Annotated in this window: 16 protein-coding genes and 1 pseudogene; 13 read left to right on the top strand and 4 right to left on the bottom strand. The window is 40.3% G+C overall.

Going from position 1 to position 13,181, the window contains the following annotated elements:
• Positions 1 to 29: 29 nt before the first annotated feature.
• The 3 genes from znuB to ACINWC743_RS08405 are packed head-to-tail and all read right to left on the bottom strand — an operon-like array spanning position 30 to position 2,101.
• A complete protein-coding gene (gene znuB / locus ACINWC743_RS08415) occupies positions 30 to 827 on the bottom strand; it encodes a zinc ABC transporter permease subunit ZnuB (RefSeq protein ID WP_009585113.1) in 798 nt (265 codons plus the stop codon).
• Between the two features lie 3 nt (positions 828 to 830).
• Positions 831 to 1,631 carry a zinc ABC transporter ATP-binding protein ZnuC gene (znuC, locus tag ACINWC743_RS08410; protein WP_005034580.1) on the bottom strand — a complete coding sequence of 267 codons (801 nt, stop codon included), beginning with the start codon at positions 1,629 to 1,631 and terminating at the stop codon, positions 831 to 833.
• Positions 1,604 to 2,101: a transcriptional repressor gene (locus ACINWC743_RS08405; protein ID WP_004831994.1), complete on the bottom strand. Its 498-nt coding sequence runs from the start codon at positions 2,099 to 2,101 to the stop codon at positions 1,604 to 1,606. The genes znuC and ACINWC743_RS08405 overlap by 28 nt, the downstream gene beginning before the upstream one ends.
• A 137-nt stretch (positions 2,102 to 2,238) precedes the next feature.
• Here ACINWC743_RS08405 and ACINWC743_RS08400 point away from each other — a divergent pair, with 137 nt between their 5' ends.
• The 13 genes from ACINWC743_RS08400 to ACINWC743_RS08340 all read left to right on the top strand — a co-directional run bounded on the left by ACINWC743_RS08400 (position 2,239) and on the right by ACINWC743_RS08340 (position 12,501).
• Complete coding sequence (locus ACINWC743_RS08400) at positions 2,239 to 3,081, top strand: metal ABC transporter substrate-binding protein (protein WP_004831993.1); 843 nt, start codon at positions 2,239 to 2,241, stop codon at positions 3,079 to 3,081.
• A gap of 171 nt (positions 3,082 to 3,252) precedes the next feature.
• Positions 3,253 to 3,651 carry an ATP synthase subunit I gene (locus ACINWC743_RS08395; RefSeq protein ID WP_005034576.1) on the top strand — a complete coding sequence of 133 codons (399 nt, stop codon included), beginning with the start codon at positions 3,253 to 3,255 and terminating at the stop codon, positions 3,649 to 3,651.
• A 103-nt stretch (positions 3,652 to 3,754) separates the two neighbouring features.
• Complete coding sequence (gene atpB, locus ACINWC743_RS08390; protein ID WP_004831991.1) at positions 3,755 to 4,630, top strand: F0F1 ATP synthase subunit A; 876 nt, start codon at positions 3,755 to 3,757, stop codon at positions 4,628 to 4,630.
• An 83-nt stretch (positions 4,631 to 4,713) separates the two neighbouring features.
• A complete protein-coding gene (gene atpE, locus ACINWC743_RS08385; RefSeq protein WP_000424060.1) occupies positions 4,714 to 4,959 on the top strand; it encodes a F0F1 ATP synthase subunit C in 246 nt (81 codons plus the stop codon).
• A gap of 39 nt (positions 4,960 to 4,998) precedes the next feature.
• Positions 4,999 to 5,469 carry a F0F1 ATP synthase subunit B gene (locus ACINWC743_RS08380; RefSeq protein WP_004831990.1) on the top strand — a complete coding sequence of 157 codons (471 nt, stop codon included), beginning with the start codon at positions 4,999 to 5,001 and terminating at the stop codon, positions 5,467 to 5,469.
• Positions 5,470 to 5,480: 11 nt separating this feature from the next.
• Complete coding sequence (locus ACINWC743_RS08375; RefSeq protein ID WP_004831989.1) at positions 5,481 to 6,017, top strand: F0F1 ATP synthase subunit delta; 537 nt, start codon at positions 5,481 to 5,483, stop codon at positions 6,015 to 6,017.
• 58 nt (positions 6,018 to 6,075) lie between these two features.
• Entirely contained in the window at positions 6,076 to 7,620 is a 1,545-nt protein-coding gene (gene atpA, locus ACINWC743_RS08370; protein ID WP_004831988.1) for a F0F1 ATP synthase subunit alpha, read from the top strand.
• Between the two features lie 88 nt (positions 7,621 to 7,708).
• The gene (gene atpG / locus ACINWC743_RS08365; protein ID WP_004831987.1) at positions 7,709 to 8,578 is read left to right on the top strand and encodes a F0F1 ATP synthase subunit gamma; all 870 of its coding nucleotides are present in this window, start codon (positions 7,709 to 7,711) and stop codon (positions 8,576 to 8,578) included.
• Positions 8,579 to 8,604: 26 nt separating this feature from the next.
• Positions 8,605 to 9,999, top strand: coding sequence for a F0F1 ATP synthase subunit beta (atpD, locus tag ACINWC743_RS08360; RefSeq protein ID WP_004831984.1), 1,395 nt, complete (start codon positions 8,605 to 8,607; stop codon positions 9,997 to 9,999).
• Between the two features lie 27 nt (positions 10,000 to 10,026).
• On the top strand, positions 10,027 to 10,446 hold the full coding sequence (locus ACINWC743_RS08355; protein ID WP_004831982.1) for a F0F1 ATP synthase subunit epsilon: 420 nt from the start codon (positions 10,027 to 10,029) through the stop codon (positions 10,444 to 10,446).
• Between the two features lie 116 nt (positions 10,447 to 10,562).
• Positions 10,563 to 11,651: a DUF262 domain-containing protein gene (locus ACINWC743_RS08350; RefSeq protein WP_009585133.1), complete on the top strand. Its 1,089-nt coding sequence runs from the start codon at positions 10,563 to 10,565 to the stop codon at positions 11,649 to 11,651.
• Positions 11,652 to 11,660: 9 nt separating this feature from the next.
• Positions 11,661 to 12,164, top strand: coding sequence for a HEPN domain-containing protein (locus tag ACINWC743_RS08345; RefSeq protein WP_009585150.1), 504 nt, complete (start codon positions 11,661 to 11,663; stop codon positions 12,162 to 12,164).
• A gap of 37 nt (positions 12,165 to 12,201) precedes the next feature.
• Positions 12,202 to 12,501 (top strand): hypothetical protein, encoded by a 300-nt coding sequence (locus tag ACINWC743_RS08340; protein WP_009585125.1) that lies wholly within the window; start codon positions 12,202 to 12,204, stop codon positions 12,499 to 12,501.
• Between the two features lie 92 nt (positions 12,502 to 12,593).
• Here the strand turns inward: ACINWC743_RS08340 and ACINWC743_RS23835 are convergent.
• Positions 12,594 to 13,181, bottom strand: a pseudogene (locus ACINWC743_RS23835) (IS5 family transposase); the annotation flags it as partial.

Below are 13,181 nucleotides of genomic sequence, written 5' to 3'. Positions count from 1 at the left end.
CTATAAGCGATGTTAAGGTTTGATTGAAATCATCCTTTTTTAATTTTCATCGTGCAGAAGATCAGTGCAAACAATAAAGACATGGTCAAAACAATGCTTAGACCTGTTGAAATATTTAATGCTGCACTTGACCATAAGCCTACAGTGACACCAATTTGTGCAATCACAAAAGCACCGATCACCATTTGTTTAGGTGAGTGCGAAATCAAACGTGCAGCTAAAGCAGGAATAACCAGAAGAGCACCCATCAGCAACGAGCCGACCGCACGTAAAGCCAGTACCGTGAACAATGCCAATAACAACATAAAAATTAAACGTTGCCATTTGGCATTAACACCTTCACTGACTGCAATATCTGGATCAATCGCAATTTGAATTTGCGCCTGCCAGTGAGAATACAAAATTGCCAAAGCGCCAATAATGACAGCCGCGAAAACAGCTAAGTCAGACCATTCAATCGTCAGTAAGTCACCGAATAAATAGCTCAATAGTTCTGGGCGTAAAGCAGGTAAGTGCTGGATCAGCAATAAACCTGAACAGAGTAGGGTGGCTGCGCATAAAGCAAGTAAAGCATCATTTGGCAGGCGAGGGTCGTGTAGAACCCACAGCACAGCAACCAAAAGTACTGCGGTAAAAGTAACACCGACCCAGAGCGGTAAACTTAACACTGCTGCCAAAGCCACACCCAGCAAAGTACCATGAGCCATGGTATCTGCAAAGAAAGACATTCTGCGCCATAACATCAAACAGCCCAGTGGTGCAGTTAGAAACACCAACAGTGTGCCCATGATCCAAGCAGGTAAGAGTAATTCTAACCATTCCATCATGGTTTAAGCTTCCGGTTCAGGGTGAATGTGAGGATGTGGACCGTGTTCACAGGTTTTGGCAGAGTCACCATGTGCACAATGATCATGGTGATGTTGGTAAAAGGCATGTTGCTTGCCAAAAGTGTCACCAAATAAAGCCTGATACTCAGGATGTTGTTGAATGCTGTCTGGTAAGCCGCTGCAACATATATGCTTGTTTAAACATACAACACGTTGTGTTCCTTGCATCACCCATTGTAAATCATGAGAGACAATCAAGATGGCACAACCATAACGTTCAGGTAAACTTCGAACATAGCCATATAACTCTGCCTCAGACTGGATATCTAAACCTTGCATAGGCTCATCTAAGACTAAAATATCAGGTTGACGTAATAATGCTCGTGCTAATAAAACGCGTTGACGTTCGCCACCGGAAAGTTGTTGTACTTTAGAGTTTTCGAGTTTGGCTATGCCTGTATCGCGAATGATTTCTGCTTTAATGGCTTTATCACATTTTTCCAGATCAAGAAGATCTTTTACTCTTAATGGAAGGCTATGAGAGGGGTTGAATTTTTGAGGTACATAGGCGAGTTTCAGTTTTGATGAACTGACAATACTCCCTGAATTGGGTTTTAAAATACCCAACAGAACTTTGATCAATGTGGATTTACCCGCACCATTGGGACCAATAAGCGTGACAATTTCTTGTTTTTGTAGCGAAAAATCTACATTTTTTAAAATGTCACGATCATCAATCTGGACATTGATCTGCTTTAGCTGAACAAGGGGGGTGTTCACGCTTTGCTTGAGCACTGCTGACATATTCCTGAAATCTCAATAATACTATGATGTGCTTTGAACTGGTCGGACTCTGCCAAATGATTCAATTGTTGAATCAAACCTATTGCTGAAGCTTCTTTCACTGTATGGCATTCAGTACAGATCAAAAAAGCAGCTTGATGTCCTTCACGTGGATGACAGCAAGGGATATAGGCATTAATAGAGGTTAAACGATGAATAAATCCTTTTTCTAAAAGGAAGTCGAGTGTTCTATATACCGTTGGAGGGGCTGCTGGTCGTTCCGCAGCACCTTTCATCTTGGCTAAAAGGTCATATGCACCAACGGGTCCTGATGCATTCAAAATCAACTCCAGTACTTCTTTACGTAAGGGAGTAAGACGCGCGCCTGAGGTTGCACAAAGGTTTTCTGCTTCTGATAAACGCTCTTGTACATTGAGATGATCGTGTACACCATGCAAAGTATCATGGTGTTCGTGTGAACATAAGCTCATATCAGACCTCAAAACTTCTTATTTGAATGAAGAGAATCATAAATATTAACATGAAGCTCTATCAACTTACGAATGGCGTAGGTATTTTTTAACTTTTGTTATACTATAACATAAATTTTTTTTGGTAATACACTCCCATGAATCGCATGATCGCTTTTTGCTTATGTGCATTATTTGCTAGTGTCACTTGGGCTCAAGCGCCTTTGGTGGTCTCTACTCATCCTATTTATCTGATTGCAAAAGAAATCACCCAAGGAGTAGAAGAACCTGTTTTGCTGTTAGGGAATCAGACCGGGCATGATGTACAGTTAACACCAGATAATCGAAAGACGATTATGGATGCTTCATTGGTGGTTTGGTTGGGTAAAGCACACGAAGCACCTTTAGAAAAAGTTCTTGGAGACAATGCTAAAGCTATCTCGATTCTTGACTCAGGTATTATTCAGGCGCTTCCACTTAGAAATCCGAAAGGCATTGCACTTAAAGACACGATAGATACTCATGTTTGGTTAGATCCAAACAATGCAGTACGCATAGGCTTCTTTATTGCTGCCTTGAGATCACAACAGCATCCTGAAAATAAAACTGCTTATTGGAATAACGCGAAAAAATTTGCCAATGAAATGTTGCTCGCTTCACAAAAAATTACCACAGCGGGTGCCGCACGTCCTTATTGGGCATATCACGATGCTTACCAATATCTTGAACGTTCTCTCAATTTAAAATTTGCAGGTGCAATGACGGATGATCCACATGTGGCACCGACTGTTACACAAATCAAGTTTTTAAATGATACGCGTCCTTACAAAAAAATGTGTTTGCTTGCAGAAGCCAGTGCAAGTCCAAGTCAATATCGAAAATTGGGAGAAATTTCTTTTCAATCCGTTGATGAGACTTTAGCAAAACAACAAGATTTTGTGGTTGCATGGCAAGCTTTGGCACAACAGACACAAGCCTGCGTACTTAATGCACGAAAATGATGCAAAAATTAATCAACAAATGCTCATATGAAAAGCAACCTGTATATCGAAAAAAACACGACTAAGGTCGGGAAAAGATTGCATGTTCAGGGGTGTAACTCTATAATGCCTGCGATTAAAAACGATCATCAGCTAAACTTGTCAAGCATTTATGCTGTGAGTGGATAAAAAATGAGCCAAACTAGTCGCTTGATTGACCGACGATTAGCAAAAGCTTTGGTCTATTTACAAGCATTAATGATACCTGTTTCAGCCTTGGTAGCGTGGGTCTTGAAAGACTCGACTGCGGCTTTAAGTGCAGCATTAGGTGCACTGTTATGTTGGCTTGCCAGTTGTTATTTTTCTTGGCAGTCGTTTCGAGCCGCTGGTGCACGTGCTTCAAAACAGGTTCTTTCGAACATGTATCGAGGCTTGATGGGCAAATTTGCAATTGTGATCGTTGGTTTCATTTTAATTTTAAGCAATGTTAAACCGTTATCCCCGGTAGCATTGTTTTGTGGTTTTATTCTCGTGCAGGCGATGTCGTGGGTTGCTCCATTTTGGGTAGCACGGCAACAAAAACGAGTATAAGCGCAGCAGAAATTGAAAATTTTTTTGGGGATTAACGAGATATCATGCAGCACGCGATATTCGTTAACCCTATTTATTATTTGACATTGACCAGGTGTGATTTATGGCTGCTGAAGAACATGCCCTGACTTCGACCGAGTATATCAAGCATCACTTGACCAATATGACCTATGGCAAAATGCCAGATGGTACTTGGAAATTGGCTGAGAATGGTGCAGAAGCTCAACAGATGGGGTTCACTGCTATTCACTTGGATTCAATGGGTTGGTCAATTGGCCTTGGTTTGATTTTCTGTTTGATATTCTGGTGTGTGGCGAAAGCTGCAAACTCTGGTGTTCCTACCAAGTTCCAGTCTGCAATCGAAATGATTATCGAGTTTGTTGACTCAAGTGTTCGTGATACGTTTCATGGTAAATCACGTTTAATTGCACCTTTAGCCTTGACCATTTTTGTGTGGATTTTCCTCATGAATGCGATGGACTTAATTCCTGTTGACTGGATTCCTTATCTAGCACAACAAATTGGTGCAAGTGTATTTGGCATGGACCCTCACCACGTTTACTTCAAGGTTGTTCCATCTACAGATCCTAACATTACCCTTGGTATGTCATTGTCTGTATTTGCGTTGATCTTGTTCTATAGTATCCGTGAAAAAGGCATCGGCGGTTTCGTTGGTGAATTAGCACTTAACCCATTTAATCCAAGTAACCCAGTTGCAAAAGCGTTATTGATTCCAGTGAACTTGATTCTAGAATTGGTAACATTCCTTGCACGTCCAATTTCATTGGCGCTCCGACTATTCGGTAACATGTATGCGGGTGAGTTGATCTTCATCTTGATCGCGTTGTTACCTTTCTGGATCCAATGGGCGTTGTCTGTGCCTTGGGCTATCTTCCACATTCTTGTTATTACGTTGCAAGCCTTCATTTTCATGATGCTAACAATCGTATACTTGAGCATGGCAAGCGAAAAACATTAATGGTATTGCCTAACTGTCATCAGGTGGTTAGGTATAATTTTTTTAATTTAATTTGGTATAAACCTAACCTCTGAGGAATTATCATGGAACTCACTTTAGGTCTAGTTGCAATTGCATCTGCTATCTTGATCGCTTTTGGTGCTTTAGGTACTGCGATTGGTTTTGGTCTTTTAGGCGGTCGCTTCCTTGAAGCTGTAGCTCGTCAACCAGAATTGGCTCCACAACTTCAAACTCGTATGTTCTTAATCGCGGGTCTTCTTGATGCTGTGCCTATGATCGGTGTTGGTATTGGCTTGTTCTTCATCTTCGCTAATCCATTTGTAGGTTAATCAGCTTAATTCCGAAATTCACTATTTGAGGAATTTGCAATGAATATCAACCTCACATTGTTTGGCCAAGCGATTGCATTTGCGATATTTGTCGCATTCTGCATGAAGTTTGTATGGCCACCACTAATCAATGCGATTAGTGAGCGTCAGCGTAAAATCGCTGATGGCTTAAACGCTGCGGAGAAAGCGAAAGCTGATCTTGCTGATGCACAAGCACAAGTTAAGCAAGAAATTGATGCGGCGAAAGCACAAGCGGCTCAATTGATCGAACAAGCGAACCGTCGTGCGGCACAATTGATCGAAGAAGCGCGTACTCAAGCATCTGCTGAAGGTGAGCGTATTCGTCAACAAGCGAAAGATGCTGTTGACCAAGACATCAATTCTGCTCGTGAAGAATTACGTCAACAAGTTGCTGCTCTTGCAGTTGCTGGTGCAGAGAAAATTCTGAACCAACAAGTTGACGCAGAAGCTCATAATGCCATGCTGAATCAGCTGGCTGCTAAACTTTAAGAGAGGCGAATATGGCTGAACTCTTGACGTTGGCACGCCCATACGCTAAAGCAGCATTTGCTTATGCATCTGAGCAAAATGCAACTGACGCTTGGTCAAATGCATTACAACTGCTCAGTGCTGCGGTGCAAGATGAAGCATTTTCCGCTTATTTAAATCGCCCTGAGTTGACACCTGCTGAGCAGGTTGGTCTTTTTGCGAAAGTTTTAGGTAATGAACAAACTGAAGCTGTGTCAAACTTTTTGACACTTCTTGCAGACAATGGCCGTTTAGCATTGTTACCTGAAATCGACACAGAATTTGAACAACTCAAATCGCAAAATAACAACACTGTAGATGTTGTGATTGAGTCAGCTTTCCCGCTGGACTCAGTGCAAGAACAGAAGTTGGCTCATGCGTTAGAAAAACGTTTGAACAGCGCTGTGAAAATTACAGTTGAAGTAAACCCAGCATTGATTGCTGGTGTTGTTATTCGTGCAGGCGACCAAGTGATAGATGATTCTGCGCTTAGCAAGCTTGAAAAAATGCGGACTCGTCTTCTAGCGTAATTGTTAAAAATAACTGCGAACAGAAGACTGAACTTTAAAAAGATTGAGGTATAGCGCAATGCAACAACTGAATCCATCCGAGATCAGTGCGCTCATTAAACAGCGTATCGGCGATCTGGACACCAGCGCGACCGCTAAGAACGAAGGGACCATTGTTATGGTTTCCGACGGTATTGTGCGTATTCACGGCCTTGCTGATGCAATGTACGGTGAAATGATCGAATTCGACGGCGGCTTATTTGGTATGGCACTGAACCTAGAACAGGATTCAGTGGGTGCCGTTGTCTTAGGTAACTACTTAAGCCTTCAAGAAGGTCAAAAAGCTCGTTGCACAGGTCGTGTATTAGAAGTTCCGGTTGGTCCAGAACTTTTAGGCCGTGTAGTAGATGCTTTGGGTAACCCAATTGATGGTAAAGGCCCTATTGATGCAAAACTTACTGATGCTGTTGAAAAAGTAGCACCAGGTGTTATTTGGCGTCAATCAGTGGATCAACCTGTACAAACTGGTTATAAATCAGTAGATACAATGATCCCTGTTGGTCGTGGTCAGCGTGAGTTGATCATCGGTGACCGTCAAACTGGTAAAACAGCAATGGCGATCGATGCGATCATTGCTCAAAAGCAGTCAGGCATTAAATGTGTATACGTTGCGATTGGTCAAAAACAATCAACAATTGCGAACGTAGTACGTAAGCTTGAAGAAACTGGCGCTATGGCGTACACGACTGTTGTAGCAGCAGCTGCTGCTGATCCTGCAGCGATGCAGTATCTAGCACCTTATGCTGGTTGTACAATGGGTGAGTACTTCCGTGACCGCGGTGAAGACGCGCTTATCATTTATGATGACTTGTCTAAACAAGCTGTTGCTTACCGTCAAATTTCATTGCTTCTTCGTCGTCCACCAGGTCGTGAAGCTTATCCTGGTGACGTGTTCTATCTTCATTCACGTCTACTTGAGCGTGCTTCTCGTGTATCTGCTGACTATGTTGAGAAATTCACGAATGGTGAAGTTAAAGGCCAAACTGGTTCATTAACTGCATTGCCAATTATTGAAACTCAAGCGGGTGACGTATCTGCATTCGTACCAACAAACGTAATTTCGATTACTGACGGTCAGATCTTCTTAGAAACATCATTATTCAACGCAGGTATTCGTCCTGCTGTGAACGCGGGTATCTCTGTATCACGTGTTGGTGGTTCTGCTCAAACTAAGATCATCAAAAAATTGTCAGGTGGTATCCGTACCGCTCTTGCACAATACCGTGAATTGGCTGCGTTTGCTCAGTTCGCTTCAGACCTTGACGAAGCAACTCGTAAGCAACTTGAACATGGTCAACGTGTAACTGAATTAATGAAGCAAAAACAATATGCTCCATATTCAATTGCTGACCAAGCAGTTTCAATTTATGCATCTAACGAAGGCTATATGGCTGACGTTGAAGTGAAGAAAATCGTAGACTTTGATACTGCGTTGATCTCTTACTTCCGTTCAGAGCATGCTGCGTTAATGCAAAACATCGATGCAACTGGTAACTACGACAAAGACATCGAAGCTGCAATTAAAGCAGGTATTGAAAGCTTTAAAGCGACTCAAACTTACTAAGATTCAACGATGTTGAATCTAGTTAAGGTTTGGTTCACGGATCAACCTTCGGAAGCTCGAAAGGGCTTTCGAATACTAGGTTAAGCGTATGGCAAATTTAAAAGAAATTCGCGCCAAAGTAGCTAGTATCAAAAGCACGCAGAAAATTACTCGCGCGATGCAGATGGTAGCAGCTTCTAAGATGCGTCGTGCGCAAGAGCGCATGGCTCAGGGCCGTCCGTATGCCGAAAATATGCACCGTGTAATTGCTCATTTGGTACAAGCGAATCCTGAATACAAACATCGTTATATGGTTGAACGCCCAGTAAAACGCGTTGGCTATATCATTGTTTCTTCAGATCGTGGTCTTGCTGGTGGTTTGAACATTAACTTGTTCAAAAAAGTGGTTAAACACGTCCAACAGCAACAAGAGCAGTCAATTGAAGTTCAATTTGCTTTGATTGGTCAAAAAGCGGTTTCGTTTTTTAAAAACTACGGCGGTAAAGTACTTGGAGCAACTACAAACGTAGGTGATGCACCAAGTCTTGAACAGTTAACTGGTTCTGTACAGGTGATGTTAGATGCATTCGATAAAGGCGAATTAGATCGTATTTATCTTGTGTCAAACGGCTTTGTCAATGCCATGACTCAAAACCAAAAAATCGAACAACTCGTTCCTTTGGCTGCGGCTGATACGAACGAAGATCTTAACCGTCAATATGGTTGGGATTACTTATATGAACCAGAAGCTGAAGAGCTTTTAAATGGTTTATTGGTTCGTTACATTGAGTCTATGGTTTATCAAGGTGTGATTGAAAACATCGCATGTGAGCAATCTGCACGTATGGTTGCAATGAAAGCTGCAACTGATAACGCAGGTGAGCTTATCAAGAGCCTACAACTCATTTATAACAAGCTGCGTCAAGCCGCGATTACTCAGGAAATTTCTGAGATCGTTGGTGGTGCCGCTGCCGTTTAACATTATTTTGAATTGAGGAGACAGCAATGAGTAGCGGTCGTATCATTCAGATCATCGGCGCGGTTATCGACGTCGAGTTTGAACGCAACAGCGTTCCTAAGATCTATGACGCTCTCCAAGTTGACGGTACTGAAACTACTTTAGAAGTTCAGCAACAACTTGGTGATGGTGTAGTTCGTACCATCGCAATGGGATCTACTGAAGGTCTTAAACGTGGTCTAAACGTGTCTAATACTGGTGCGCCAATTTCTGTACCAGTAGGTACTGCATGTTTAGGTCGTATCATGGACGTTCTTGGTCGCCCAATCGACGAAGCTGGTCCTGTAGCGACTGAAGAGCGTTTACCGATTCACCGTCAAGCACCTTCTTATGCTGAACAAGCAGCTTCTACTGACCTTTTAGAAACAGGTATTAAAGTCATTGACTTACTTTGCCCGTTTGCAAAAGGTGGTAAAGTTGGTTTATTCGGTGGTGCCGGTGTTGGTAAAACTGTAAACATGATGGAATTGATCAACAACATCGCGAAAGCACACTCAGGTTTATCTGTGTTTGCTGGTGTTGGTGAGCGTACTCGTGAAGGTAACGACTTCTATCACGAGATGAAAGATTCTAACGTTCTTGACAAAGTAGCAATGGTCTACGGTCAGATGAATGAGCCACCAGGTAACCGTTTACGCGTAGCGTTAACTGGTTTGACGATGGCGGAATACTTCCGTGATGAGAAAGATGAAAACGGTAAAGGCCGTGACGTATTGTTGTTCGTTGACAACATTTACCGTTACACATTGGCTGGTACTGAAGTATCTGCTCTTTTAGGTCGTATGCCATCTGCAGTAGGTTACCAACCGACGCTTGCAGAAGAGATGGGTGTTCTTCAAGAACGTATTACATCGACTAAGTCTGGTTCGATTACATCTATCCAAGCGGTATATGTACCTGCCGATGACTTAACAGATCCATCGCCTGCAACTACATTTGCTCACTTAGATGCAACTGTAGTATTGAGCCGTGACATCGCATCTTCTGGTATTTATCCAGCGATCGATCCACTTGACTCTACTTCACGCCAGTTAGATCCATTGGTTGTTGGTGCTGAGCATTATGAAATTGCACGTTCTGTACAGAACGTATTGCAACGTTATAAAGAGCTTAAAGACATCATCGCAATCTTGGGTATGGACGAGTTAGCTGAAGAAGACAAACTTACTGTATACCGTGCACGTAAGATTCAACGTTTCTTCTCTCAACCGTTCCACGTAGCTGAAGTGTTTACTGGTGCTCCTGGTAAACTTGTACCACTTAAAGAAACAATTCGTGGCTTTAAAGGTCTTCTAGCTGGTGAATACGATCACATCCCAGAACAAGCGTTCTATATGGTTGGTGGTATTGACGAAGTGATCGCTAAAGCCGAGAAGCTTTAATTAGCAACTCTCATTTAGGAGATTCACATGTCGACTATGCAATGTGATGTTGTAAGTGTTAAAGAGTCTTTGTACTCAGGCACTGTGACAATGCTTATCGCAAAAGGTGCTGGCGGTGAATTGGGTATTATGCCTGGTCACGCGCCGTTAGTCACTTTGCTCAAGCCGGGCGCGATTCGCGTTCTGCTTGAAAACGGTACAGAAGAGTTAATCTATGTATCTGGTGGTGTTCTAGAAGTTCAACCGCATGTCGTTACGGTTCTTGCAGATACTGCAGTTCGTGCTGACAACTTAGATGAAGCTGCAATTCTTGAAGCACGTAAAAATGCTGAACAGTTGCTTGCAAATCAAAAAAGCGATTTGGACGCTGCTGCTGCTTTGGCTGCGCTTGCAGAAACTGCTGCTCAGTTGGAAACCATCCGCAAAATCAAAAACCGCGCTCAATAAGACGCAGTTGGCGATTAAAAAACCACCCGAGAGGGTGGTTTTTTTATGTTTTATACTAGATAAAAATATTCATTGTAGATATATTGTTTTTTTAAATGATTTCAATGGGATGTGTGATGGTTGAAAATAATACTAATTTTGAAGAGCTTATAGAAAAACAACTAGATGAGGAAACAAAAAATGATATTATTCCAGATATAAAATTTGATTTGTCAGTTAACCCATCAGATCCGTCTTTAGAGTTGTTAACAATGAAACTTGATAGTAATGAATTGATAATTCCTTTCTATCAACGTAACTTTGTATGGAAAATTGATCAAGCATCTAGATTAATTGAATCATTCTTAATGGGGCTTCCTGTTCCACAAGTTTTTTTTTACGTAAATGATGAAGATAATTTAGAAGTAATTGATGGGCAGCAACGTATTTTGTCAGTGAAATACTTTTTAGAAGGGTATTTTGGTGAAGAAGATGATCAAGGGAAGAGGAAAGTTTTTAAATTAACAGGGTTATCTGATACATCTTCTTATAATGATAAAACATTTCTGGAATTAGATCCAAAGGATCAAAGAAAAATAAAAAATTCTACTTTAAGGGCAATAAATATCAGGCAAATTTCTCCAATTGAAAATAATGATTGTGTCTTTTATATTTTTCAAAGATTAAATACAGGTGGTACACAGTTAAAGCCACAAGAAATTCGTAACGCTGTTTATAGAGGAAATATTGTTTCTGTATTGCAAAATTTAAATTTAAATCCAGATTGGCTTAAAATTCTAGGTTTTAAAAAACCACATAAAAATCAAAAAGATATTGAGATAATATTGAGATTGTTTGGACTATTTAATAATTGGTCATCATACGAAAGACCAATGATTAAATTTTTAAATTTGACTATGAAAAATAATCGGAGTTTTGATAGTCCCAAAGCAAAATTGTTTGTCGACAGATTTCCTAAGGTTTGTAGAGTTATAGTAAATAATATTATTAATCCATTTAGACCAAAGGGAGTAATAAATACAGCAATACTTGAAGCTGTGTTTGTGGCTCTACTTGAGCAGGATAATATTGACGATAGCTATTTATTAACCAAATATGAAAATTTATTAAAAATAGAAGAATTTATGAATAATACTGTTGGACCAACGGCAGATAATGCTGTTTTAAAAGCACGTATTGAAGCTGCTAAAAAAATTCTTGCTTGAGACATTAAAGTGGATTTCAAAACTCTAAAACTAGAATTGGCATATGTAGATAAATTAGTAACAGACTTTGATAGGATAGCGCCTAGTTCAAATCTAGCTAATACTCCGATACGTGCAGATTTAGCAGGCTTACTTTTAGTTGCAATTTGTGCGATATATGAAAATCTCGTTAAACAAATAATGATTGAACATGCTGATTCAGTTCATACTGATTTTTCACATTTTATAGAAAAGAACTATAAAAAATTAAATAGTAAAATACAGAGAAAAGACTTATGTAATTACTTAAAACTTTTTTCACCATCTAAGGAATTAGTCTTTACCCAAGAAATGCAAAGATATCAAAAGATGATGAATGGTAGGCATCCTAATGAGAAATATTCTCAACTTTTAGAGTGGAGGCATGCTTATGCGCATTCAAAAAACCATGTGACTACAATTGAAGAGGCATATAAACATCATAGAATTGGAAAATTAGTCATTTACGCTTTTAATAAAGCTATTAGTAGGTAGTTAAATTTAATATGTTTATAACAATTGATGAATGACTATGCAACTTATTGAGCAACAAGCACACTTTTGGGAACTCTACCAAGCCCAAGACCGATACTATCTCAGTATTGCTGTCGATATGAGCTCAGTTGTATCTTGTTGGGATATTGCACTCACTGAAGCAGATATTGCGCAATATCAGCACAAAGGACGAATTGCAATCGAAGATTTGGCAAATTCAATTGTGGCAGAAACCTATCGTGGTGATTTTTCCAATTTAGAACGCAATAAAGTCCCTGTACAAATTCAACAACAAATGCAAATGGCATTTAAAGTATGGAAAACAGCGCAAGACTAAATTTTTATAGATCAACAGGCTGAATTGCAAAACCATCGTTTGGAATGAGTTTTACTTTAGGGTCTGTTGACATTTAGGGTTCATAATTTAACCTACAAGGGGAGCCATAAAAATATACAAGCTAATGCAACAGAACTTTCATAGTTCCGTTTTAACTTGTCGTATCGAGTGGCTATCCCTCTAAATTGCTTTAACCTACAAAACATATTTTCTACTAAGTGCCTGATTTTATATAAATACCAATCCATATGGTCATTGTTTGATTGGCTATTGGATTTTTTAGGTATATTCGCTTTTGTTCCAGTTGCTCTAATCTGCTGTCTTAATGGCTCTGAATCGTAGCCTTTATCTGCACATACAATCTCTGCCTCATTTAAATGAGTTTTGAAATTAAATCAGGTGCGACTTAACATCATGTGTGTTCCATCAGTAATAATGAAATCAATAGGATTCCCATTTGAATCTACAACTAAATGTATTTTGGAGGAGTTTCCTCCTGCACTTTTAGAGATTGCCTGATCAGCAATACCCGCAGAATGTTGATGAGCACGAATATGGGAACCATCGATGAATAGCCATTCCATATCGGTATTCAGTGATAATAATTTGAATATAGTGAGTAACTTACCACTACTTGACCAGCGATTAAAACGTTTAAAAATAGAGTTCGGTTGTCCAAA

Origin of the sequence: Acinetobacter sp. WC-743, assembly GCF_000335555.1 — a bacterium.
GTDB lineage: Bacteria > Pseudomonadota > Gammaproteobacteria > Pseudomonadales > Moraxellaceae > Acinetobacter > Acinetobacter bereziniae.
This window is presented reverse-complemented; position numbering and strand designations above follow the sequence as displayed.